Origin of the sequence: Pseudomonas sp. IT-P253, assembly GCF_949768125.1 — a bacterium.
GTDB lineage: Bacteria > Pseudomonadota > Gammaproteobacteria > Pseudomonadales > Pseudomonadaceae > Aquipseudomonas.
Map to the genome: position 1 here is coordinate 69,824 of NZ_CATKPT010000055.1, position 22,928 is coordinate 92,751.

A 22,928-nucleotide genomic window follows, 5' to 3' on the forward strand; every position below is an offset into this window, starting at 1 on the left:
GCCGCGATCCGGTTCGGAACCCTTGTAGCAGCTGCCGAAGGCTGCGTTCGGCTGCGCAGCAGTCGTTAAACCATTCACCGCGGTATATCAGGTATATGTGACCTAACGGATTTGCGACTGCTGCGCAGCCGAACGCAGCCTTCGGCAGCTGCTACACCGTTGGCGGCGCCCTTCGGTACAAGCGCCAGCCCAGCAGCATCAAGACGATGAGCACGAATGCACCGGCAATCGTCCACATCAACTGGTCATAGCTCATCAGCGGCCGCTCGATCCGCAGATACCCCGGTTGCAGGAGCAACTCACGCACGGCCTTGTTCGCCTCGTCCAGCGTCACGCCTTGCAGTTCTTTGGCGGGATCGTTGAAACGGCCGTCCTCGTAGTCCCCGAGGGAGCTCCAGTAGTAATCGGCCAGTGCGCTGTTGCCTTGTACGGCCCACGCCTGGCGGGCGATGGCGGCCTGTTTGAGGCGATTGAACGTGTCGGCATTCAGGCCGTTTTTGAGCAACTCGGCCTTTAACTCGTCCAATACGTGTTCGGCCTCAGGCACATCGTCGCGCTCAAGGTCGGCGTTCAGGCTCATGAAGCCTACGCCGCCGAACACTTCGCGCTCCGCCCACGGGCCGTAGGACAAACCGTGAGCCAGACGCAGCTGGCGATACAGCGCCCAGTCCAGATAGTCTTTGAGCAAGTCGAACGTTTCATCGTGTTGATCTTCCTGCTCCGGTTCCGGCACCAGCCAGTGCAACTTGGCGCCGCCACCGACCAAGCCGTGAATCAGATTTCGCTCGTGAGCCGCACTGGCCTTGATCTCCGGAAGCGGCAAATGATCGGTGGGGTCGATCGCTACCAGTGCGCCATAGGCCCGTTCCAGATAGGCCGGCAGCAGCCGCTCGAGATCACCCACCACGATCAGCGTCATGTTGTTGGGTGCGTACCAGTCCTTGCGCACCTTCTCCAATTGCTCGCGGGTCAGGTGATCGACTTCCGCCCGTTCGGGGCATTTGAGGCCCAGTTCCACCGCCAGTTGATTACTCGCTGTGTGCCCCAGGTCCTGACGATCCAGCCAGCGCTGCAGGTGTGAGTAATGGCCGCCGTCTTCGCGCTCGACCACTTGCTTGGCGGCGTTGATTGCGTTGTCGTCGATTCGGGTCTGGGTCAGCAGTGCCAGCAGCAGATCGAGGACCTTGCGCTGGTTTTTCGCCGGGGCCTCAATGACGAATGTCGTATCGGCGTTGCTGGTGTACGCGTTCCACTCACCGCCCAAAGCCTGCATGCGTTCTTCCAGACCGCCTTCACCGCTGGCGTCGATACCGCTGAACAGCAAGTGTTCGAGCAGATGCGGCAGCTCCTTGTCCGCGCAATTGAAGTCATCCAGGCCAACGCCGACCACCAGACGAATCGCCACATGCCCGCGCTCGGTGCCGGGTTTGAGCAGCAATTGCAGGCCATTGGGCAAGGCATAGCCTTCGACCTGAAAGCGATCCAGGGCAAATGAGGGGAACGAACCGATCAGCAGACAAACGAACAACAGACAACGCATAACAAGTTCCCAGGCAACCAATCGGAGATCCGTGCTGTCAGTCCTGGCGCCTTCGCGAGCAAGCTTGCTCCCACATTTAAAACGCATTCCTCTGTGGGAGCGAACCTGCTCGCGAAGAGGCTTTCAGGCTGAACCACTGTAACTGACTGACCACTCAGCCAGACGTTCAAGGCGAATGTGTGATGTCAGCCAAATCGTCGGCAGCCAGTGCGCCGGTATCGGATGTTTCCAGCACCGCATAAGCACTGCTGCAGAACAGCGAATTAAGACGCTTCATGTCCGCGATCAACTCCAGGTGCAACGAACTGGTCTCGATACTTTGCACGATCTTACGTTGCAACCGGCTGACGTGAGCATGGGCCAGGCGGCGTTCCTGTGCGCGAAAGCGACGTTTTTCACGCAGCAACAGACGGGCGCTTTCCTTGTCGGAGCTGAGGAACACCGACAATCCCAGGCGCAGGTTGGAAATCAACTGACTGTGCAGCCCCGCCAACTCTTCCAGACCGACCTCGGAAAAAGATCGGCGCTGCGACGTTTTCTGCTGCTGAACCTTGCGCAGCATGCGTTCGATCAGGTCGCTGGCGAGTTTGAGATTAATCGCCAGCTCGATGATTTCCGCCCAGCGCCGGCTGTCCTGATCGCTGAGGTCTTCCCGGGGCATTTGCGCCAGGTACAGTTTGATAGCGCTGTAGAGAGCTTCGACATCGTCGGTCAGACGGCGCACTTCCTGGGTGACGGCAGTCTGTTTACCCCGCAGCACGTCGAGCATGGCTTCGAGCATGCTGTCGATCAGGTCGCCCATGCGCAGGGTCTCCCGCGCGGCGTTGGTCAGTGCCAGGCCAGGTGTGTCCAGCACCGTCAGATCAAGATGCCGGGGCTTGGCCAATCCATTGGTTTCCGGGCGCTCCGGCAGCAACCAGGCACACAGCCTGGCCATCGGCCTGACGCTGGGCAGCAGGATCAGGCAACGCGCCGTGTTGTAGAGCAGGTGGAAGCCGATGACCATTTCCTGGGGGCTGAAATCGAGGCTGTCGATCCAGTGCACCAAGGGGTCGAGTACCGGAATGATCAGCAACAGACCTATCAACTTGTACAACAGGCTGCCCAATGCAACCTGTCGACCTGCAGCGTTCTGCATGCTGGTACTCAAGAACGCAAGAATACCGCTGCCGATGTTGGCGCCGATGACCAGCCCGATGGCGACGGGCAAGCTGATCACACTGGCGCCGGCCAGGGTCGCGGTCAGCAGGACGGCGGCCAGGCTGGAGTAGGAAATCATCGCAAACAGCGCGCCGACCAGGGCGTCGAGCAGAATGTCGCCGGTCAGCGACGCGAAGATCACTTTGACCCCTTGGGCATGGGTAATCGGCGCGGCGGCTTCGACGATCAGTTGCAGCGCCAGAATGATCAGCCCCAGCCCGATGCTGACCCGGCCCATCTGCCCAAGTCGGGTTTGCTTGCGGGACAGGAAGAAAATCACCCCGAGGAAGATCAACAGCGGCGACAACCATGACAAATCGAGCGTCAGGACCCTGGCCATCAACGCTGTACCGACGTCAGCCCCCAGCATGGTCGCCAGGGCCGGGGTCAGCGCCATCAGGCCCTGTCCGACAAAAGAGGTCACGAGCATGGCCGTCGCGTTGCTGCTCTGGACCATCGCGGTCACGACGATCCCTGCAATGAACGCCAGCCAGCGCCTGGACATATTTCGGCCAATGACATGGCGCAGGTTGGAACCGTAGACCCGCAGGATGCCGGTTCGGACGATGTGCGTGCCCCAGATCAACAAGGCCACGGCAGATAGCAAATTGAGCAGGGTGAGCATACTGGCCCCCTGTGGTGGTAGCGCCCCAAAGGGGCAAGTTACGGTGCCGCGCTTTTTCTACGTGTCTTTAAGCTGTAGTTGGCTAACGGTCTGCGCGCCAGCATCGCACAGCTAAAGAAGCGATTGAAACAAAACCGTTATGAAAACAGCTTGATGCAGATGTGCAAAAGGAGCCCGAAGGCCCCCGCAATACTATGTAGGAGCGAGCTTGCTCGCGATGGTGTGTCAGCCAAATTGATGTCGACTGACACACCATCGCGAGCAAGCTCGCTCCTACAAGGGTTACTGGCCCGGAATGTCCTTGCGCAGTTTCACCGGATCTTGCTGTTTCTTCTTTTTCGCGATCGCGGTGCGCATCTTGATGTTGATCGCTTCAACCGCCAGGGAGAACGCCATGGCGAAGTAGACGTAGCCTTTTGGCACGTGCACGTCGAAGGATTCGGCAATCAATACGGTACCGACGACCAACAGGAACGAGAGCGCCAGCATCTTCAGCGACGGGTGCTTGTCGATGAACTCGCTGATGGTGCCGGAAGCCCACATCATCACCAGCACGGCAACGATGATCGCCGCGACCATGACCGGTACGTACGACACCATGCCCACGGCGGTAATGACCGAGTCCAGTGAGAACACGATGTCGATGATCGCGATCTGAATGATGGTGTAGAGGAAGTTGCCGCCCTTGCTGGTCGGCTCGTCGGCGGTTTCGTCTTCACCTTCCAGCGCGTGGTACATCTCTTGCGAGCTCTTCCAGAGCAGGAACAGGCCACCAGAGAACAGGATCAGGTCACGCCCGGAAATACCCTGCCCGAATACAACGAACAGATCGGCCGTGAGGCGCATGACCCAGGTGATCGACAGCAACAACAGAATCCGTGTGACCATGGCCAGCGCCAGGCCGAAAATCCGGGTGCGTGCCTGCATATGCTTGGGCATGCGGCTGACCAGGATCGAAATCATGATGATGTTATCGATACCCAGAACGATTTCCAGGGCGGTCAGGGTAAAGAAGGCAACCCAGATTTCAGGGTTGGTCAGCCATTCCATGTGTATTCCTTTGAGGATGTGTTAAACCACGAAGGGCCCGGGCTTCAAACAGCAAAGCCTGGACCCGCCATGGTGAGTCTTGGGCTTACAGCGTGCTGAATAGCGGAAAAATCCCCATCAGCAATGCTGCAACCAGTATGCACATACACACCAGTACGGCCCATTTCAGGGTAAAGCGTTGGTGGTCACCGAATTCGATACCGGCCAGGGCCACCAACAAATAGGTCGACGGTACCAGCGGGCTCAACAAATGGACGGGCTGACCAACGATCGAGGCACGTGCCATTTCCACCGCGGTTATACCGTAATGACTGGCGGCTTCGGCAAGCACCGGCAATACACCGTAATAAAATGCGTCGTTCGACATGAAGAACGTGAACGGCATGCTCACCAGCGCAGTAATCACGGCCAGGTAGGGGCCGAGGAAATCCGGAATGACGGCCAGCAGGCTTTTCGACATCGCGTCGACCATGCCAGTGCCCGACAGGATGCCGGTGAAGATACCCGCCGCGAAAATCAAACCGACCACCGCCAGCACGCTGCCCGCGTGGGCCGCAACGCGATCCTTCTGCTGTTGCAGGCAAGGATAATTGACGATCATCGCGATACTGAACGCCACCATGAACAGCACGGGTAGCGGCAACAGCCCCGCAATCAGGGTACACATCAGCGCCAGGGTCAGCGCGCCGTTGAACCAGATCAGTTTCGGACGGCGGGCGTCAGGGAACTGCGAAACGGTGATTTCGCTGTGGTCGATTTCATCGCCGGCCAGGTGCAATTCACCCAGACGAGCACGCTCGCGTTTACCGTAGAAGTAGGCAATCGCCAGAATCGCCACCACGCCGGCCAGCATCGCAGGAATCATAGGCACGAAGATGTCTGAGGGGTCCACATGCAGCGCACTGGCCGCACGGGCCGTCGGGCCGCCCCAGGGCGTCATGTTCATCACACCACCGGCAAGGATGATCAGACCGGCCATGATCCGTGGGCTCATGCCGATGCGGCTGTAGAGCGGCAACATGGCGGCCACACAGATCATATAAGTGGTCGCGCCGTCACCATCGAGGGAGACGACGAGCGCCAGTACGGCGGTGCCGACCGAAACTTTCAGCGGGTCACCCTTGACCAGTTTGAGGATCTTGCGCACGGCCGGGTCGAACAGGCCGGAGTCAATCATCAGGGCGAAATACAGAATGGCGAACATCAGCATCACACCGGTCGGTGCGAGCTTGGTGATGCCTTCGAGCATCATCGGTCCGATCTTCGGCGCAAAGCCACCGAACAGGGCGAAGATGATTGGAATGATGATCAGGGCGATCAGCGCGGACAGGCGCTTGGTCATGATCAGGAACATGAACGTGATGACCATGGCAAAGCCAAGGAAAGTCAGCATGGGAAAACTCCAGGCGTAGCGCAGCTAGGGAAATGGGCGAACCGGGTGGGTCAGCGCAAAACGGGGAGCACAAGGCGTACGGGGGGAGTGACAGCGAAGCGGCGGGTAGCAAAGGACATCAGGATCACCATTGTTGTTGTTAAATGGGCCGTGCGAGCCATCAAACACTCGCTAAGCCAACCGGTCTGTTGCCGGCAGTGGGGGCGATCCTAATCGCGCAAGCTTTCAGCCAGCTTTCGCCGGTGAAAGCATTGACCGCAAGTGCAACCGGTCGTCGGACGGGCTTAAAGGCCCTGATTACGGGGCAGGCGGGAAAATTGGTCGATATTCATACAGTCGGCTGCCATTGCGGACACCTTCCGGGCGGACCCGAAGAAAGCCTCTGATCAAAAAATAGACAGATCCAGCGGCCGAATCGCACCCATCCAGATCGCATGTTCGGTGTGGTCGAGCAGATCGTCGCCCGTGTCCGGGTGCAGGAATACCACCAAACCCTTGCGATTGAGCGCCAGCCACGGCAGCACTTCGCCAATCAGTTCAGGTCCGAATGCCAGTTGGCAGCTCCAGTCCGGGTGCGGGCCGACCGGACGTTCGTGAACGCGGCCCATCTTCAACGGGAACAGTTGTGCCGCCCGTTCACACAAGGCTCGTGCCTGGGAGAGGGTGCTGGCGTTAAAATAGACATGGGCGTGATACCCCTTGATCTCTTGCATCTGGAATCCCTCTAAAACCTGGTCGAACCCTCACCGTTCCCTACAGGTCACACGTCATAGACGTAGGAAAGTATGGAGCCCGCCATGAAAAATGCCGAAACCCCGGTGGTGAAAGTGGTGCTTTATGGTGCCATGAGTAGCTTGGGCAGCGCGCTAATGGCTGAAATGCTGCGGCGCCAACATGAAGTCATCGCCATTCTCGATGACCTGACAGCGCTCGCGCCGCGCCCGGGTTTGCGGGCCAAGACCGGCGATTTGTTCAATGCCCAGCGCGTAAAGCAAAGTGTCGCGGGCTGTTCGGCGGTTATTTGCCTGTTAGACGCGCCCGGGTTGCCGTTCGACAGTGAGCACGTGGAAAAAACCATCGTGCCGGGGCCGGTCGAGCAAGTGCTGGCCGTGGATGCGCTGATCGATGGCATGCAAGCGGCAGGCATTACCCGGCTGTTTCTGGTGGGCGATTTCGACGTGCTGGACGATCCGGAAATAGAGGATCAGTTGCAACGCCACGCCGCCGAGGAAATCCGTGAAGCCCTGCAAAGCAGCACCTTGCATTGGACGCTGGTAAATGCACCGCACAGCGTGCCGGGCCTGACCATTGAACATTTCAGCCGGGTCAGCAGCAGCCTGGAGCCAGGCCTGGTCGAACCGCTTCAGCGTTTGAGTCGAGTGGCGGTGGGGGTCGCCGATGAGCTGCGACTGAACCTGCACGTCGGTGAGCATGTGAATTTCGTTGCGACTTCAGAGTAGTAAAAAGTTCGCTTTCACACAGCAATCGACGGCAACGGCAAGCCATTGAGCGATTGCGCACTGCTGGCCTGCTCCGCCATCAACCAGTCCACAAACTGTTGAATCAAAGCCCCGCGCCGCTTGCGCTGGGGCAGGACCACGTAATAGCCCAGTCGGGAGATCACCGTTTCAGCAATCGGTCGACACAACAAACCCTGCGCCAGCAAGTTATCCACAAGGTGTCGCCAGCCGATTGCCACGCCTTGCCCGCCAATCGCCGCTTGAATCAACAAGGTGTAATTATCGAAGCGCAATTGCCCCGGCACGGGCGCAGAAGTAATCCCCAGCTCACGAAACACGCCACTCCAGTCGAACCAGTTACTGCTGTTCTCACCGCGCAGGTGAAGCAGCGGAAATTCCAATAACGACTGGGCCGGCAAGGGCAGGGGACGGTCCTTGAGCAACAGTGGACTGCACACCGGGAACACTTCTTCGCTGAATAGCCAATGGCTTTCGCCCTGTTTGAAACGACCGTCGCCAAACAGTACTGCCACATCGATATCGGTCCGCAGCATGTTGAGGCTGCGTTCGCTGGTGACCAGGCTGACGTCAACTTGAGGATTGGCGGCATGAAAGCGGTGCAAACGTGGCATCAGCCAATACGCGGCGAAGGCGAAATCAGTGGCGACCTGCAACACCTCGTGTTGCTGTTGCGCACTGATTGCGCTCAACCCTGCATCGATATTCTGCAAACCGAGCTGAACCTGCTCATAAAGAGTCGTCCCGGCCTCGGTCAATTCAATGCCGCGATAAATGCGGTCGAACAGTCGCGTAGCGAGCTGTTCTTCCAGCCGCTTGATCTGCTGGCTGATCGCCGGTTGCGTGGTGCCGAGCTCTCCTGCAGCAGCGGTAAAGCTGCGCTGACGAGCCGCCGATTCAAACGCGCGGAGCAAATCCAGAGATAAATCACCAAGGGCGTCATACATAAGCTGTGCTTATCCTAGTCATTGCCTGGCATGGGCTTTACCACAATGAGCATGGACCCCATGCTCGATTGCAGCACTCTCGCATAAATATTCACTATGGAATGCCGCGATCACATGAAGCGCAAGAATATTCTTTTCATCATGGCCGATCAGATGGCCGCGCCAATGTTGCCGTTCTACGGCCCTTCGCCTATTAAACTGCCGAATCTCAGCCGCCTCGCCGCCGAAGGCGTGGTGTTCGACGCCGCTTATTGCAACAGCCCACTCTGCGCACCGTCGCGTTTTACCCTGGTCAGCGGTCAGTTGCCGAGCAAGATTGGCGCCTACGATAACGCGGCCGATTTCCCCGCCGATGTACCGACCTATGCTCACTACCTGCGTCGCCTCGGTTACCGCACAGCGTTGTCGGGCAAGATGCACTTCTGCGGTCCGGACCAGTTACACGGTTACGAAGAACGCCTGACCAGTGACATTTACCCGGTCGACTACGGCTGGGCCGTGAACTGGGATGAACCGGACGTACGTCCGAGCTGGTTTCACAACATGTCGTCGGTGCTGCAAGCCGGACCGTGCGTGCGCACCAATCAGTTGGATTTCGACGAAGAAGTGGTGTTCAAGGCCCAGCAATACCTGTTCGATCACATCCGCGAGGATGGCGATCAACCCTTCTGCCTGACCGTTTCAATGACTCACCCCCACGACCCGTACACCATTCCCAAGGCTTTTTGGGACCTGTACGACGATGCCGACATCCCGCTGCCCGACACGCCGGCGCAGGCCGAACTCGATCCGCACTCTCAGCGTTTGCTCAAGGTTTACGACCTGTGGGACAAGCCGCTGCCTGTGGATAAGATTCGCGATGCGCGCCGTGCCTACTTCGGCGCTTGCAGCTATATCGATAGCAACGTCGGTAAACTCCTGCAAACGCTTGAGGAAACAGGGCTGATCGACGACACCATCATCGTGTTCTCGGGTGACCACGGCGACATGCTCGGTGAACGCGGGCTTTGGTACAAAATGCACTGGTTCGAAATGGCCGCCCGCGTTCCGCTGTTGATCAGTGCCCCGGGTCAGCTCGGGGCTGGCCGGGTCAGCGCAGCAGTGTCGACTGCCGATTTGCTGCCTACGTTCGTGGAGCTGGCCGGAGGATCGCTGGAGCCGGGTCTGCCGCTGGACGGTCGCTCACTGGTTTCGCACCTGAACGGGCAGGGCGGTCACGACGAAGTCTTCGGCGAGTACATGGCCGAAGGCACCATCAGTCCGCTGATGATGATTCGCCGCGGCGCCTACAAATTTATCTACAGCGAAGACGACCCTTGCCTTCTCTTTGACCTGCAGAACGACCCACGCGAACAGGAAGAACTCAGCAAATCGCCCCAACATCGGCAGCTGTTCGACGATTTTCTCGCTGAAGCCCGGGCTAAATGGGATATCCCGGCGATCCACCATCAAGTGCTTGCCAGCCAAAGGCGCCGGCGATTCGTCGCCGAGGCGCTGACCATTGGCAAGCTCAAGAGCTGGGATCACCAGCCGCTGGTCGACGCCAGCCAGCAGTACATGCGTAACCACATCGACCTCGACGATCTGGAGCGTAAAGCACGTTATCCACAACCCTGCCAAAACCAATAATGTTAAGGGGAAGTCCATGCAAAAGTTATCCACAGTACTTACAGTCGGGCTCCTGGCTCTGGGCAGTGCATCGGCGTATGCCGATCAGAGCTGCGAGACGGTGAAAATGGCTGACCCTGGCTGGAGCGACATCGCCGCAACCAACGCCATCACCGGGTTTCTGCTGGACGGCATGGGCTATAAGGCCAAAGTCGACACCCTCGCGGTGCCGATCACCTTTGGCGGTCTGAAGGACGGCCAGGTCGACGTGTTTTTGGGTAACTGGATGCCGGCGCAACAGGGCTTCTACGACAAGTTCGTGGCCACGGGCGATGTCACTCAACTGGCGAAGAACCTCGACGGCACCGAATTCACCCTCGCTGTTCCGGACTACGTCTGGGATGCAGGTGTGCATAACTTTTCCGACTTGAACAAATTCGCCGACAAGTTCGACCGAAAGATCTACGGCATCGGCTCCGGTGCTCCGGCGAACATTTCGCTGCAAGAGATCATCAAGAAAAACGACTTCGACATGGGTCAGTGGAAACTCGTCGAATCCAGTGAGCAGGCAATGCTGGCGGAAGTATCCCGCGCCGTGAAGAAACAGAAGTTCGTGACCTTCCTCGGCTGGACACCGCACCCCATGAACGTGCAGCTGAAAATGCACTACCTGAAGGGCGGCGAGAAGTACTTTGGCGATACCGGCAGCGTCCACACCCTGACGCGCAAGGGCTACGCCGAAGCCTGTCCAAACGTTGGCAAACTGCTCACCAACCTGAGTTTCACTCAGGAAATGGAGAACAGCATCATGGCCGAGGTGGTGAACAAGAAAGTCAGCAATGCTGATGCTGCCAAGGCGTGGATCAAGGCCAATCCGGCGGTGCTGGATAAATGGCTGGATGGCGTGAAGACTGCGGATGGCAAGGACGCGTTGCCAGCGGTTAAAGCCAAACTCTAACCAGCCCCTGTAGGAGCGAGGCTTGCCCGCGAAGAACGATAACGCGGTTTTTCTGAAGAACCGCGTTATCGTTCTTCGCGGGCAAGCCTCGCTCCTACAGAGGGAAAGATCGGCGTCTGTCCTGTTACCCTTGCGCAAACTTCCACCCGAGAGGACCCATGGCCTTCCCCAGCCGCCATTCGCTCTTCCCCTTCCTTAGCTGGCTGCCCCGGCAGACCCGCGCCAGTGTCGGGCGTGACCTGATCGTCGGCCTCAGCGGCGCGATTCTCGCGTTGCCGCAATCCATTGCCTACGCCTTGATCGCCGGCCTCCCACCGGAATATGGCTTGTACGCCGCCATCATCCCGGTGTTGATCGCCTGCCTCTGGGGTTCGTCATGGCATTTGATCTGTGGTCCTACGGCTGCGATCTCCATTGTCCTGTTTGCCAGCGTCAGCCCTCTGGCCGTCCCTGCGTCACAGGACTACATCACACTGATCTTGTTGCTGACGCTTCTCGCCGGCATTTTCCAGTGGCTGTTGGGGTTGCTGCGTTTTGGCGCCTTGGTCAATTTCGTTTCTCACTCGGTGGTGCTGGGCTTCACCCTCGGTGCGGCGGTGGTGATTGCCATCGGCCAACTGCCAAACCTGCTGGGGCTGGACTTGCCCAGCCAGGCAACGGCGCTGAACAGCTTGATGACACTGTTCAGTCATCTGGGTGAAGTGGATAAGCCTTCATGGATGCTGGGCCTGGCGACGGTCGTCGTGGGCTTCATACTGAAACTGCTGTTGCGACGTTGGCCGACGCTATTGATCACCCTGGCACTGAGCGGATTGCTGGTCTGGCTCTGGCCTTCAATGTTCGGCCACGTGAAGCTGGTCAGTGCGTTTGTCGGGCGCCTGCCACCGTTCAGCCCATTGCCGTTGGACCTGGACCTGATACTTCGTCTGCTGCCCAGCGCGGTGGCGGTCGGTATGCTCGGTCTGGTCACCAGCCTGTCGATTGCTCGCTCATTGTCGGCCCGCTCGCAGCAGTTACTCGACGCGAATCAGGAAGTCCGCGCCCAGGGTTTATCGAACATGGTCGGTGCCTTTTTTTCCGGCTCGCTATCCGCCGGTTCCTTCACTCGCTCGGGCCTGAGCTACGAAGCGGGTGCCTGCTCGCCTTTGGCCGGCGTCTTTTCAGCGTTGTGGGTGGGGCTTTTCGCCATCTTCGGCGCGAGCTTGATCGCCCACATCCCGATTCCAGCGATGGCTGGCAGCATTTTGTTGATTGCATGGGGGTTGGTGGATCATCGCGGCATTCGTGCGTTGTGGCGGGTCAGCCACTCCGAGTTCCTGGTCATGGCGCTGACCTGCGTTGCAACGTTGCTGCTGGAGTTGCAGACGGCTATTTATGCCGGCGTTCTGGCCTCGCTGTTCTTCTACCTCAAGCGCACCTCGCAACCTCGGGTACAGCATTGGCGCGAAGGGGATGAAGACATCCTGCGGGTCGGTGGATCAATTTTTTTCGGTGCCAGCCATTACCTGCAAGTGCGCCTGCAACGGATGCACGGCGCGCGCGTGGTGATCGAGGCGCAACACATCAACTTCATCGATTATTCGGGGGTGGAAATGTTGCATCAGGAAGCGCGGCGACTGCTTCAGCAGAACCGCAGCTTGACCTTGCGCGGGGCGAGGTCGCCGGTGGTGGTGGAGTTGAGGAAGCTGGAAGGGGCGGAGAAATGCCCTATCAGGTTTGAAGATTGATCCACCATCGCGGTGATCCCTTGTGGGAGCGAGCCTGCTCGCTCCCACATTGATTACAGTGCCAACTGCCGGCGCAGTTCGGCCAGCACCGGCGCAGTGTCCGGGCGCACACCGCGCCACAGGAAGAAGGCTTCTGCCGCTTGTTCAGCGAGCATCCCCAAGCCATCCATCGACACTGCCGCGCCATGTTCACTGGCCCAGCGGCAGAATGACGTCGGCTCCTTGCCGTACATCATGTCGTAACAAACCGTCTTGCCCGGTTCGATCAGGCTGCTGGCAATCGGCGGGACATCGCCTGTCAGGCTGGCCGACGTCGCGTTGATGATCAGGTCCACCGACTCTTGCAGCCAATCAAAACCACTGGCCGATACCGGCCCCAGATCGGCGAACAATTCCGCCAGCAGCTCGGCTTTTTCCACCGTGCGATTGGCGATGATGACTGAGGCCGGCTGTTCGGCCAGCAGTGGCTCAAGCGCGCCACGCACGGCACCACCGGCACCGAGCAGCAGGATGCGTTTGCCCTTGAGGCTGAAACCGGCGTTTACCGTCAGGTCCCGCACCAGCCCGGCACCGTCGGTGTTATCACCCAGCAGGCTGCCATCGGCGAGTTTGCTCAAGGTGTTCACTGCGCCGGCCCGCTGCGCCCGTTCCGTCAGGCTGTCGGCCAAGCGGAACGCGTCTTCCTTGAACGGTACCGTCACATTGGCGCCGCGACCTTCGAGGAAAAACTCCCGGGCAAAGTCGGAAAAGTCATCGAGCGGCGCCAGCGAAGTGTTGTAGTCCAGTTGCTGACCCGTCTGCTCGGCGAACAGGCGATGGATCAGCGGCGACTTGCTGTGGCCAATCGGGTTACCGAATACAACGTAACGGTCCATCAGAATTCCTCGTTCAGGCCTCGGCCAACCAATCGCGATCTTGCAGGAAGTACTCGGTCAGCCGCGCCTCTTCGCTGCCCGGCTCGGCTTTCCAGTCGTAGCCCCAGCGGACTTGCGGCGGCAGGGACATGAGGATCGACTCGGTACGCCCGCCCGACTGCAGGCCGAACAACGTGCCACGGTCATAGACCAGGTTGAATTCAACGTAACGCCCACGGCGGAATTCCTGGAACTCCCGCTGTTTGGCGGTGAACAGATCATTTTTGCGGCGCTGCACGATCGGCAAGTATGCGTCGATGTAAGCATCACCGATGGCGCGCATGAAGGCGAAGCTGGTGTCGAAATCCCACTCGTTCAAGTCATCGAAGAACAGACCGCCGATGCCACGCGGTTCGTGGCGATGCTTGATGTGGAAGTAGCTGTCGCACCAGGCTTTGTAGCGAGCGTAAACGTCCGGACCGAACGGTTCACAGGCCTGCTCCGCGACGCGGTGCCAGTGCACGCAGTCCTCGATGTTGCCGTAATACGGCGTCAGGTCAAATCCACCGCCGAACCACCAGACCGGTTCTTCACCTTCTTTTTCAGCAATGAAAAAGCGCACGTTGGCGTGGGAGGTCGGCACATGCGGGTTGTGCGGGTGAATCACCAGTGACACGCCGAGGGCTTCGAAGCCACGGCCGGCCAGTTCCGGCCGATGAGCGCTGGCGGACGGTGGGAGACCGCTGCCAAAGACGTGGGAAAAGTTAACACCGCCCTTCTCGATCACCGAGCCGTTTTCGATCACTCGCGTGCGACCGCCACCACCGGCAGGCCGGGCCCAGGCGTCTTCGACGAAGTGTGTGCCGCCGTCTTCAGCTTCCAGGGCAGCGCAAATTCGGTCTTGCAAGTCGAGCAGGTAGGCTTTTACGGCCTCGGTGCGGGTTGTCATGTCATCACCTTGAATCGGGCGAAGCTACGCGGCGCTCCATCGGAACAGGGGCCGGTGCAAATGGGCGCGTAGCATAACATCGCAGGTGACCCCGTCGCAGTTGACGAAGATCAAGCTAGGGAGTTCGATAGGGCGCTTGGCGCTACAAATCTAGAAGCTAAGACCTAAGGAGAGTTCTGATGGCAAAGCGTATCCAGTTCCGCGCCCATGGCGGCCCCGAAGTGCTCGAGTATGTCGATTACCAACCCGCCGAGCCCGGCCCGCAGCAAGTTCGCGTCACCAACAAGGCGATTGGCCTGAATTTCATCGACACCTATTACCGCAGCGGCCTCTATGCGCCGCCAGCGTTGCCGTCAGGCCTGGGCGCGGAAGGTGCGGGTGTGGTCGAAGCGGTGGGCAGCGACGTAACCCGCTTCAAGGTCGGCGATCGCGTGGCGTACGGCAGCGGCCCATTGGGCGCCTACAGTGAAGTTCACGTATTGCCAGAGGCCAATCTGGTGCGCCTGCCGGACGCGATCAGCTTCGAACAGGCCGCCGGCGTGATGCTCAAAGGCCTGACCGTGCAGTACTTGCTGCGCCAGACGTATGAACTCAAGGGTGGTGAGACCATTCTGTTTCACGCCGCTGCCGGTGGTGTCGGTTCCCTGGCCTGCCAATGGGCCAAGGCGCTGGGCGTGAAGTTGATCGGCACGGTCAGCTCAGCGCAGAAAGCCGCATTGGCCAAGGCCAACGGTGCTTGGGCGACCATCGATTACAGCCACGAAAACGTCGCACAACGCGTACTGGAATTGACTGACGGCAAAAAGGTCCCGGTGGTGTACGACGGCGTTGGCAAGGACACTTGGCTGACGTCGCTTGATAGCGTGGCGCCGCGGGGTCTGGTGGTGAGTTTTGGCAATGCGTCTGGCGCGGTGGATGGGGTGAACCTGGGGATTTTGGCGGCGAAGGGATCGCTGTACGTGACCCGGCCGACCCTGGCGACCTACGCCAACAACGCTGAAAACCTGCAGCGCATGGCGGATGAACTGTTTGAAATGATCATCAGCGGGAAGCTGAAGGTCGACATCAGCCAGAGGTATCCATTGGCTGAAGCCGCGAAAGCGCAGACCGAGTTGTCGGCGCGGCGGACCACGGGCTCGACTGTTCTGTTGCCCTGACGGACGCCATCGCGAGCAAGCTCCCACACTGGATCGTTGTCGAACACAAAATCTGTGTCCACCGACGATCCAGTGTGGGAGCGAGCTTGCTCGCGATGGGCTCACCTCGGTCTCAATCCGGGCGCACAACATGCCCGGTCGCCAGGTCGCGAATCACGCTCGGATTCTTGCGCCCACCCAATCTCCCGCCCAACACCAAATCAACCTGCCCACGGAAATACTGCTCCACACGAATCCGTGTGCGCGCCGCCGGCCGGCCCTGTGGATTAGCCGACGTTGAGATCAGTGGCCCCACCAATGCGCATAGATCCCGTATCTGTGGGTGATCGCTGACCCGCAGCGCCACGGTTTCATGCACGCCGGTAATCCACTGGGGCAACAGGTTCTGATGCGGTACCAGCCAGGTATTGGGTCCCGGCCAGGTGCTGGCCATGCGGTCCATCCAAAGTTCGGGGAAATCTTCGAAAAGAAAGTCGAACTGGCGAATGTTGTCAGCAACCAAAATCAGGCCCTTTTCCACAGACCGGCCCTTGATCAGCAGCAGACGCTCTACCGCTTCCTCGTCCCACGGGTCGCAACCCAGGCCCCAGACCGCTTCGGTTGGATAGGCAATCACCGCCCCTGCGCGAATGGCTCGTGCGGCTTGTTGCACACGCCAACTGTTGACCATGAAAAACTCTCCGGAATAAGGCTCTGCGCAGTTTACCGATGTTCCTTATAAAACCTAGCTTACCCGCGCAAACCAGCGCCCGCTTTCACAGACCGCACAGCCCTCCATTTCCAGCTCCGTCAGCGCCGCCAGCACTTTGGACAAGGCCCAGCCGCTGGTGATTGCCAGCGCTTCACTGGTGTGGGGCGCGGCATGCAACAGCAAGAGTAACGGATGTGTCACCGATGGCGCCTCCGTGGATATCGGCAACCGTTGCCAGCCACGCAACGCTTCGAGGATATGCTCGATGGTTTCCACCAGCACCGCACCGTCACGGATCAGCTGATGACAACCGCGCGCACCGGGATGATGGATCGATCCCGGGATCGCATACACCTCTCGCCCTTGCTCCGCCGCCAGCCTCGCGGTGATCAACGACCCGCTGGCGACACTGGCCTCGACCACCAACACACCGAGGGACAAACCGCTGATGATTCGATTGCGGCGGGGGAAGTTGCTGGCCGTTGGACCGGCGTCCAGCGGGAACTCAGAAACCACCGCGCTACCTGACGCAATCATGGCATCCGCCAAGCGTTTATTGCGCTGTGGATAAAACTTTTCAAGTCCCGTGCCAAGTACACCGATCGTTCGCCCGCCCACATCTAAAGCGGCTTGATGCGCGGCGGCATCGATGCCGAGGGCCAGACCGCTGGTGATGACAAAACCGGCGCCCGCCAGACTCCGGGAAAACGCGGCAGCGGTGTCCATTCCCGGCCGAGAAGCGCGACGGCTGCCGACCATTGCCAGCTGCGGCTTTTCCAGGATGCCCGGATCGCCCGCCACGAATAACAACGGCGGTGCATCACTGATCTGCGCCAGCAGCGCCGGGTAGTCAGGCTGGTCCCACATCAGTAAATGCTGGCCCGGACGCTCTAGCCAAGCCAATGCGTGGTTCGCACCCTCGCGCACTTCCTGGGCGCGTCGAGCCTGTGCGCAAGCGAAAGGTAAACCGAGAGAATGCCAGGCACTCGCCGGAGCGCCGATGGCTTTTGACGCCGAACCGAAGGCCTCCAGCAATTTCTTGAAACGCACAGGACCGAGCTCCGGCAGGCGATGCAGACGTAGACGAGCTTCCAGTTCCGCAGGGGAAACCGATACAAAAGTAGACAACGACATGGATCATCCTTGATCGTTATGAGCCCCGTTCAAACGGGAATAAGCTGTGGATAACTCTGTTGGTAACTTGTGCAGCAGTCTAAGGATTTCGCACCTTGTCCATCACAGCCAAGGAGCGCGATGCATTGAGGACCAATCCGTAACTAAGTTTGTCGTAAGTGCGGAACACCATCAGCAAACCGGCACGCTCATCGGGAATTTTCAGTGGCTGGCCAGTGATCCGGTCGCGCACGGTTTCGCCTGTTTTCATCACCACCAGGACGTTGCCTTCAGCAAGACCGTCGCGTTGCCCCTTGTTCAGCGTCACAACATCCAGCGCGCCAATCTGCGTGACCCCGCGTGGCACATCGATGATCACCCCGTTGATCTCGGTTGTTGGCGAGCTGGGCATGAACGTTGAATTGATCGAACGCTCCTCGCCGCTGAACAAGCGGTCACCGAGACGGACTTCCTGGGTCGTGCGTTGCAGGGCGAGGGTGGCGACGTCGCCTTCCGTGGCCACGATCTCTCCACCACCGATATCGTCGGCATTGATTCCCAGAAACTCCTTGCTCTGCGGATCGGTGTAGACCTTGCCCTGGCGGAAGATGCCATACACCGGCTGGTTCGGATCGAAATGGCCGCGAGCGAAAATCCGGTCACCGGTGCCGCTGAGCACGCGTTCGGCATCGCCAGCAACGATATAAGGCGCCTTGTCGAAGTCCTCGACCTTGTCCACGATACGATTGCTCAACAGAAAGCTGTTGATCGATTGCAGCGGGATGCTGGGAATGGCGTCAGCCACCGGACTGCTGCGGATGCGTGGCGAGAGCTTGATGGTCCCCCGGGAAGCGCCGCGATTGAGGGTCAGACGCGGCTGGCCGTTGACGTAGACCAGCGCCAGCGAATCACCGGGATAGATAAGGTTGGGGTTTTCGACCTGTGGATTGGACTGCCAGAGCTCGGGCCATTTCCACGGCTCACGCAGGAATTTTCCCGATATGTCCCAGAGGGTATCCCCCGCCACCACGGTGTATTGCTGTGGAAAACCTTCCTTGAGTTGCACTTGCCCGTGCGCCAAACCGGCCGAGGCCAGAAGGAGCAAGGCGAGTAGTGATTTCCTCATGCGGTGAATCCCTTTATTATGTACGTTCGCGTAAAACGCCAGAGCCTTCGTGGCTCGCTCCCGGCTTGCTTATGAAAAGAAGGGAGCTACGTTTTACAACGATAGCCTGCATCTTCTTCGGACCCGTCAGGCCATCGACCCGACTTTACCTCACACGTGCAGCAAATAAGCTTATGGCCATTTTAGACATCCTCGAATTCCCCGACTCGCGCTTGCGCACTATCGCCAAACCTGTGGCCGTAGTGGACGACGAAGTGCGTCAGTTGGTCGATGACATGTTTGAAACAATGTATGAAGCGCCAGGCATTGGTCTTGCCGCGACCCAGGTCAACGTGCACAAACGTATCGTCGTGATGGACCTCTCCGAAGACCGCAGCGAACCCAGGGTGTTCATCAACCCCGAGTTCGAAACCCTGACCGACGAGATGGAGCAATATCAGGAAGGCTGCCTCTCGGTGCCGGGCTTCTACGAAAACGTCGATCGCCCACAGAAGGTCAAAGTCAAGGCGCTGGACCGCGACGGCCAACCCTACGAGCTGATTGCCGAAGGCCTGCTCGCCGTGTGCATCCAGCATGAATGCGACCACCTCAACGGCAAATTGTTCGTTGATTACCTGTCCAATCTCAAACGCGACCGAATCAAGAAGAAACTGGAAAAGCTCCATCGCCAGAACGCTTGATGCCCTCCTTTCAAAGGCTTGCTGCGGCAAGCCTTTTTCTTTTGCGACTGCTTTGTAAATGAGAGTTTTCCATGACTGAGCCACTGCGCATCGTCTTTGCCGGCACCCCGGAATTCGCCGCTGAACACCTCAAGGCCCTGCTCGACAGCCCTTACGAGATCATCGCGGTTTACACCCAACCGGACCGTCCGGCAGGCCGTGGGCAAAAACTGATGCCGAGCCCGGTCAAGCAGTTGGCGCTGGAAAACAATATCCCGGTGTTGCAGCCGCCGACCCTGCGCAATGAAGACGCTCAGGCTGAACTGGCCGCGCTCAAACTGGACTTGCTGGTGGTGGTCGCCTACGGCTTGATCCTGCCGCAAGTGGTGCTCGATATTCCGCGCCTGGGTTGCATCAACAGCCATGCCTCGCTGCTGCCACGCTGGCGCGGTGCGGCGCCGATCCAGCGTGCCGTCGAAGCAGGCGACCGCGAAAGCGGCGTGACCGTGATGCGCATGGAACTGGGCCTCGATACCGGCCCGATGTTGCTCAAAGTCACCACGCCGATTACCGGTGAAGACACCGGTGGCAGCCTCCATGACCGTCTGGCCGAAATGGGCCCGCCTGCGGTGATTCAAGCGATTGCCGGCCTCGCGGCAGGAACTCTGGAAGGCGAAGTCCAGGACGACAGCCTCGCCACGTATGCTCATAAATTGAACAAAGACGAAGCGCGCATCGACTGGAATCGCCCGGCGGTTGAACTGGAGCGCCTGGTTCGCGCCTTCTATCCATGGCCGATCTGCCACAGCACGCTCAATGGCGAAGCCCTGAAGGTGTTGGCCGCGAGCCTCGCCGAAGGGCAGGGCGCACCGGGTGAAATCCTCAGCACCAGCAAGGACGGTTTGATCGTTGCTTGCGGCGAACAGGCCCTGTGCCTGACCCGCCTGCAATTACCCGGCGGCAAAGCGTTGAACTTCAGCGACCTGTTCAATAGCCGTCGTGAGAAATTCGCTGTCGGCACCGTCCTCGGTCAAGTGGCGGACGCTCAATGAACCCGCGTCTGGCCGCCGCCAAGGCACTCGCCGCTGTTCTAAACGGAAAAGCCTCGCTCAACAGTTCCCTGCCGACGCAAATGGACAAGGTCGAGGACCGCGATCGCGGCTTCACCCAGGACCTGGCGTTCGGCACGGCTCGTTGGCAACCGCGTCTGTCGGCACTGGCGACCAAGTTGCTACAGAAGCCGTTCAAGGCAGCGGACGCGGATGTCGAAGCGCTGCTGCTGGTTGGCCTCTATCAATTGCTCTACACCCGGGTTCCAGCCCACGCCGCCATCGGCGAAACCGTCGGTTGCGCCGACAAGCTGAAAAAGCCCTGGGCCAAGGCGTTGCTTAACGCCGTGCTGCGCCGCGCCCAGCGTGAAAGCGAAGCGCTACTGGCTGAGCTGGAACATGATCCGGTCGTGCGCACCGCGCATCCGCGCTGGCTGCAAAAATCCCTGAAGGCGTTCTGGCCTGAGCAGTGGGAAGCCATTTGCGCGGCGAACAACGCCCATCCGCCGATGATTTTGCGGGTCAACCGTCGTCATCACACCCGCGATGCGTATCTCGGATTGCTGACCGACGCCGGCATCGCCGCCACGCCGTGTGTTTACAGTCAGGACGGCATCATCCTCGACGCCGCTGCCGACGTGCGCAGCCTGCCGGGTTTCGCCGAGGGCTGGATCAGCGTGCAGGACGAAGCGGCGCAACTGGCCGCAGACCTGCTGGACCTGACGCCGGGCCAGCGGGTGCTGGACGCCTGCTGCGCCCCGGGCGGCAAGACCTGTCACATCCTGGAAGCCGAGCCGGCACTGGCCGGCGTGGTGGCGGTGGACCTCGAAGCCAAGCGTCTGGTGCGGGTGCGGGAAAACCTCGCGCGCCTGGGCCTGAGCGCCGAACTGATCGCCGCCGACGGCCGCGACACGGCGACCTGGTGGGACGGCAAGCCGTTCCAGCGCATTTTGCTGGACGCACCGTGCTCGGCCACCGGCGTGATCCGTCGTCACCCGGACATCAAGCTGACCCGCCAACCCGATGACATTGCCGCGCTGGCGGTGCTTCAAGGCGAGCTGCTGGACGCCCTGTGGATAACCCTGGAAGTGGGCGGCATTCTGCTTTACGCCACCTGTTCTACGCTGCCGACCGAAAACACGCAGGTGATCGAAGCGTTCCTCGCTCGTACGCCAGGCGCCCGTGAACTGGATCTCGCCACCCAGGCCGGCATCAAGCAGCCTCATGGTCGCCAGTTGCTGGCCAAGGAGGGCGGCCACGACGGGTTCTACTACGCCAAGCTGATCAAGATCGCGGCCACGCGCGGTTAAACGGATTCAATGGAGTGACTGGATGAAAATCATCATCCTCGGTGCAGGGCAGGTCGGCGGTTCACTGGCTGAACATTTGGCCAGCGAGGCTAACGACATCACCGTGGTCGACACCGACGGCGAACGCCTGCGCGACCTCGGTGATCGATTGGATATCCGCACCGTGCAGGGCCGCGGTTCGCTGCCGACCGTGCTGCGTCAGGCGGGCGCGGACGACGCCGACATGCTGGTGGCGGTGACCAACAGCGACGAAACCAACATGGTTGCCTGTCAGGTCGCCCACACGCTGTTTCACACCCCGACCAAAATCGCCCGGGTCCGCGAAGCCGCGTACCTCACTCGTTCCGAGCTGTTCGATAACGACGCGATACCTGTGGACGTGCTGATCAGCCCGGAACAAGTGGTCACGAACTACATCAAGCGCCTGATCCAGCATCCGGGTGCGTTGCAGGTGATCGACTTCGCCGAAGGCCAGGCGCAATTGGTCGCGGTGAAGGCGTATTACGGCGGACCGCTGGTAGGTCAGCAACTGCGGCAATTGCGCGAGCACATGCCGAATGTCGAAACCCGCGTCGCGGCGATTTTTCGTCGTGACCGGCCGATTTTGCCTCAGGGCGACACAGTCATCGAGGCGGACGACGAAGTCTTTTTCATCGCGGCCAAAGAGAATATTCGTGCGGTGATGAGCGAAATGCGCCGCCTGGATGAAACCTACAAACGCATCGTCATCGCCGGTGGCGGGCAGATCGGTGAACGTTTGGCCGAAGCCATCGAAAGCCGTTACCAGGTAAAAATCATTGAGATGAACCCAGCGCGCTGCCGCCACCTTTCAGACACCCTGGACAGCACCGTGGTGTTGCAGGGCAGCGCCTCGGACCGTGATTTGCTGCTGGAAGAGAACATCGCCGACGCGGACCTCTTCCTGGCCCTGACCAACGACGACGAAGCCAACATCATGTCCTCGCTGCTGGCCAAACGCCTGGGTGCGAAGAAGGTGATGACGATCATCAACAACCCGGCTTATGTTGATTTGATCCAGGGTGGCGATATCGACATCGCGATCAGCCCGCAACTGGCGACCATCGGCACCTTGCTGGCCCATGTACGCCGCGGCGATATCGTCAGTGTGCATTCATTGCGCCGGGGTGCGGCGGAAGCCATCGAGGCGATTGCCCATGGCGATGCGAAGTCGAGCAAAGTGATTGGCAAGGCTATCGAACATATCGGTTTGCCGCCGGGCACCACGATTGGCGCGATCATTCGTGATGAAGAGGTGATCATTGCGCATGACGACACGGTGATTGCAGCGGGGGATCATGTGATTTTGTTTCTTGTGGATAAGAAGCATATTCGGGATGTGGAGAAGCTGTTTCATGTGGGTTTGAGCTTCTTCTGATCCAGAAACTGCAGTGGCCAGACTGGCCTCTTCGCGGGCAAGCCTCGCTCCTACAGAAAAGCCGAGCCTTACGCTCACCTGTAGGAGCGAGGCTTGCC

Annotated in this window: 20 protein-coding genes; 9 read left to right on the top strand and 11 right to left on the bottom strand. The window is 59.6% G+C overall.

Annotated features, from left to right (window positions below; all coding sequences use genetic code 11):
* Positions 1-151 precede the first annotated feature (151 nt).
* From ACM6IR_RS22785 to ACM6IR_RS22805, 5 genes are all read right to left on the bottom strand, one after another.
* A complete protein-coding gene (locus tag ACM6IR_RS22785; protein WP_414909786.1) occupies positions 152-1,540 on the bottom strand; it encodes a M16 family metallopeptidase in 1,389 nt (462 codons plus the stop codon).
* Between the two features lie 166 nt (positions 1,541-1,706).
* Positions 1,707-3,365 (bottom strand): Na/Pi cotransporter family protein, encoded by a 1,659-nt coding sequence (locus tag ACM6IR_RS22790; RefSeq protein ID WP_414909787.1) that lies wholly within the window; start codon positions 3,363-3,365, stop codon positions 1,707-1,709.
* A gap of 282 nt (positions 3,366-3,647) precedes the next feature.
* Positions 3,648-4,415: a TerC family protein gene (locus ACM6IR_RS22795; RefSeq protein WP_414909788.1), complete on the bottom strand. Its 768-nt coding sequence runs from the start codon at positions 4,413-4,415 to the stop codon at positions 3,648-3,650.
* Positions 4,416-4,500: 85 nt separating this feature from the next.
* Positions 4,501-5,808, bottom strand: coding sequence for a CitMHS family transporter (locus ACM6IR_RS22800; protein ID WP_414909789.1), 1,308 nt, complete (start codon positions 5,806-5,808; stop codon positions 4,501-4,503).
* Positions 5,809-6,194: 386 nt separating this feature from the next.
* The gene (locus ACM6IR_RS22805) at positions 6,195-6,521 is read right to left on the bottom strand and encodes a DOPA 4,5-dioxygenase family protein (protein ID WP_414909790.1); all 327 of its coding nucleotides are present in this window, start codon (positions 6,519-6,521) and stop codon (positions 6,195-6,197) included.
* An 84-nt stretch (positions 6,522-6,605) separates the two neighbouring features.
* Here ACM6IR_RS22805 and ACM6IR_RS22810 point away from each other — a divergent pair, with 84 nt between their 5' ends.
* Positions 6,606-7,268 carry an NAD(P)-dependent oxidoreductase gene (locus tag ACM6IR_RS22810; protein ID WP_414909791.1) on the top strand — a complete coding sequence of 221 codons (663 nt, stop codon included), beginning with the start codon at positions 6,606-6,608 and terminating at the stop codon, positions 7,266-7,268.
* Between the two features lie 14 nt (positions 7,269-7,282).
* On the opposite strand, the gene ACM6IR_RS22815 is transcribed toward ACM6IR_RS22810, so the two are convergent.
* On the bottom strand, positions 7,283-8,233 hold the full coding sequence (locus ACM6IR_RS22815; protein WP_414909792.1) for a choline sulfate utilization transcriptional regulator: 951 nt from the start codon (positions 8,231-8,233) through the stop codon (positions 7,283-7,285).
* Positions 8,234-8,347: 114 nt separating this feature from the next.
* On the opposite strand from ACM6IR_RS22815, the gene betC reads away from it, so the two are divergent.
* The 3 genes from betC to ACM6IR_RS22830 all read left to right on the top strand — a co-directional run bounded on the left by betC (position 8,348) and on the right by ACM6IR_RS22830 (position 12,526).
* The gene (gene betC, locus ACM6IR_RS22820; protein WP_414909793.1) at positions 8,348-9,862 is read left to right on the top strand and encodes a choline-sulfatase; all 1,515 of its coding nucleotides are present in this window, start codon (positions 8,348-8,350) and stop codon (positions 9,860-9,862) included.
* A gap of 16 nt (positions 9,863-9,878) precedes the next feature.
* A complete protein-coding gene (gene choX / locus ACM6IR_RS22825; protein ID WP_414909794.1) occupies positions 9,879-10,799 on the top strand; it encodes a choline ABC transporter substrate-binding protein in 921 nt (306 codons plus the stop codon).
* Positions 10,800-10,957: 158 nt separating this feature from the next.
* Entirely contained in the window at positions 10,958-12,526 is a 1,569-nt protein-coding gene (locus tag ACM6IR_RS22830) for a SulP family inorganic anion transporter (protein WP_414909795.1), read from the top strand.
* A 53-nt stretch (positions 12,527-12,579) separates the two neighbouring features.
* Here ACM6IR_RS22830 and aroE read toward each other — a convergent pair whose 3' ends face one another.
* Together aroE and hemF are read right to left on the bottom strand one after the other, a co-directional pair.
* Positions 12,580-13,401 (bottom strand): shikimate dehydrogenase, encoded by an 822-nt coding sequence (gene aroE / locus ACM6IR_RS22835; RefSeq protein ID WP_414909796.1) that lies wholly within the window; start codon positions 13,399-13,401, stop codon positions 12,580-12,582.
* 13 nt (positions 13,402-13,414) lie between these two features.
* Entirely contained in the window at positions 13,415-14,329 is a 915-nt protein-coding gene (hemF, locus tag ACM6IR_RS22840; protein WP_414909797.1) for an oxygen-dependent coproporphyrinogen oxidase, read from the bottom strand.
* Between the two features lie 179 nt (positions 14,330-14,508).
* Between hemF and ACM6IR_RS22845 the strand changes: the two genes are divergently transcribed.
* A complete protein-coding gene (locus ACM6IR_RS22845) occupies positions 14,509-15,486 on the top strand; it encodes an NADPH:quinone reductase (protein WP_414909798.1) in 978 nt (325 codons plus the stop codon).
* A 112-nt stretch (positions 15,487-15,598) separates the two neighbouring features.
* On the opposite strand, the gene ACM6IR_RS22850 is transcribed toward ACM6IR_RS22845, so the two are convergent.
* The 3 genes from ACM6IR_RS22850 to ACM6IR_RS22860 form a co-directional block, all read right to left on the bottom strand.
* Positions 15,599-16,156: an L-threonylcarbamoyladenylate synthase gene (locus tag ACM6IR_RS22850; protein WP_414909799.1), complete on the bottom strand. Its 558-nt coding sequence runs from the start codon at positions 16,154-16,156 to the stop codon at positions 15,599-15,601.
* Positions 16,157-16,210: 54 nt separating this feature from the next.
* Positions 16,211-17,311, bottom strand: a complete 1,101-nt coding sequence (dprA, locus tag ACM6IR_RS22855; RefSeq protein WP_414909800.1) for a DNA-processing protein DprA — start codon at positions 17,309-17,311, stop codon at positions 16,211-16,213.
* Positions 17,312-17,390: 79 nt separating this feature from the next.
* Complete coding sequence (locus tag ACM6IR_RS22860; RefSeq protein ID WP_414909801.1) at positions 17,391-18,416, bottom strand: LysM peptidoglycan-binding domain-containing protein; 1,026 nt, start codon at positions 18,414-18,416, stop codon at positions 17,391-17,393.
* 173 nt (positions 18,417-18,589) lie between these two features.
* On the opposite strand from ACM6IR_RS22860, the gene def reads away from it, so the two are divergent.
* From def to trkA, 4 genes are all read left to right on the top strand, one after another.
* Entirely contained in the window at positions 18,590-19,096 is a 507-nt protein-coding gene (gene def / locus ACM6IR_RS22865) for a peptide deformylase (protein ID WP_008155676.1), read from the top strand.
* Between the two features lie 71 nt (positions 19,097-19,167).
* Positions 19,168-20,127 carry a methionyl-tRNA formyltransferase gene (gene fmt / locus ACM6IR_RS22870; RefSeq protein WP_414909802.1) on the top strand — a complete coding sequence of 320 codons (960 nt, stop codon included), beginning with the start codon at positions 19,168-19,170 and terminating at the stop codon, positions 20,125-20,127.
* Positions 20,124-21,434: a 16S rRNA (cytosine(967)-C(5))-methyltransferase RsmB gene (gene rsmB / locus ACM6IR_RS22875; protein WP_414909803.1), complete on the top strand. Its 1,311-nt coding sequence runs from the start codon at positions 20,124-20,126 to the stop codon at positions 21,432-21,434. Before fmt ends, rsmB begins: the two co-directional genes overlap by 4 nt.
* Before the next feature lie 22 nt (positions 21,435-21,456).
* Complete coding sequence (gene trkA / locus ACM6IR_RS22880) at positions 21,457-22,830, top strand: Trk system potassium transporter TrkA (RefSeq protein WP_414909804.1); 1,374 nt, start codon at positions 21,457-21,459, stop codon at positions 22,828-22,830.
* The last annotated feature ends 98 nt before the right edge of the window (positions 22,831-22,928 follow it).

What these genes read in the sequence shown, in the direction of transcription:
- ACM6IR_RS22785 (WP_414909786.1), bottom strand. Translation starts at nt 1,540, where the DNA reads ATGCGTTGTCTGTTGTTCGTTTGTCTGCTGATCGGTTCGTTCCCCTCA.
- ACM6IR_RS22790 (WP_414909787.1), bottom strand. Translation starts at nt 3,365, where the DNA reads ATGCTCACCCTGCTCAATTTGCTATCTGCCGTGGCCTTGTTGATCTGG.
- ACM6IR_RS22795 (WP_414909788.1), bottom strand. Translation starts at nt 4,415, where the DNA reads ATGGAATGGCTGACCAACCCTGAAATCTGGGTTGCCTTCTTTACCCTG.
- ACM6IR_RS22800 (WP_414909789.1), bottom strand. Translation starts at nt 5,808, where the DNA reads ATGCTGACTTTCCTTGGCTTTGCCATGGTCATCACGTTCATGTTCCTG.
- ACM6IR_RS22805 (WP_414909790.1), bottom strand. Translation starts at nt 6,521, where the DNA reads ATGCAAGAGATCAAGGGGTATCACGCCCATGTCTATTTTAACGCCAGC.
- ACM6IR_RS22810 (WP_414909791.1), top strand. Translation starts at nt 6,606, where the DNA reads ATGAAAAATGCCGAAACCCCGGTGGTGAAAGTGGTGCTTTATGGTGCC.
- ACM6IR_RS22815 (WP_414909792.1), bottom strand. Translation starts at nt 8,233, where the DNA reads ATGTATGACGCCCTTGGTGATTTATCTCTGGATTTGCTCCGCGCGTTT.
- betC (WP_414909793.1), top strand. Translation starts at nt 8,348, where the DNA reads ATGAAGCGCAAGAATATTCTTTTCATCATGGCCGATCAGATGGCCGCG.
- choX (WP_414909794.1), top strand. Translation starts at nt 9,879, where the DNA reads ATGCAAAAGTTATCCACAGTACTTACAGTCGGGCTCCTGGCTCTGGGC.
- ACM6IR_RS22830 (WP_414909795.1), top strand. Translation starts at nt 10,958, where the DNA reads ATGGCCTTCCCCAGCCGCCATTCGCTCTTCCCCTTCCTTAGCTGGCTG.
- aroE (WP_414909796.1), bottom strand. Translation starts at nt 13,401, where the DNA reads ATGGACCGTTACGTTGTATTCGGTAACCCGATTGGCCACAGCAAGTCG.
- hemF (WP_414909797.1), bottom strand. Translation starts at nt 14,329, where the DNA reads ATGACAACCCGCACCGAGGCCGTAAAAGCCTACCTGCTCGACTTGCAA.
- ACM6IR_RS22845 (WP_414909798.1), top strand. Translation starts at nt 14,509, where the DNA reads ATGGCAAAGCGTATCCAGTTCCGCGCCCATGGCGGCCCCGAAGTGCTC.
- ACM6IR_RS22850 (WP_414909799.1), bottom strand. Translation starts at nt 16,156, where the DNA reads ATGGTCAACAGTTGGCGTGTGCAACAAGCCGCACGAGCCATTCGCGCA.
- dprA (WP_414909800.1), bottom strand. Translation starts at nt 17,311, where the DNA reads ATGTCGTTGTCTACTTTTGTATCGGTTTCCCCTGCGGAACTGGAAGCT.
- ACM6IR_RS22860 (WP_414909801.1), bottom strand. Translation starts at nt 18,416, where the DNA reads ATGAGGAAATCACTACTCGCCTTGCTCCTTCTGGCCTCGGCCGGTTTG.
- def (WP_008155676.1), top strand. Translation starts at nt 18,590, where the DNA reads ATGGCCATTTTAGACATCCTCGAATTCCCCGACTCGCGCTTGCGCACT.
- fmt (WP_414909802.1), top strand. Translation starts at nt 19,168, where the DNA reads ATGACTGAGCCACTGCGCATCGTCTTTGCCGGCACCCCGGAATTCGCC.
- rsmB (WP_414909803.1), top strand. Translation starts at nt 20,124, where the DNA reads ATGAACCCGCGTCTGGCCGCCGCCAAGGCACTCGCCGCTGTTCTAAAC.
- trkA (WP_414909804.1), top strand. Translation starts at nt 21,457, where the DNA reads ATGAAAATCATCATCCTCGGTGCAGGGCAGGTCGGCGGTTCACTGGCT.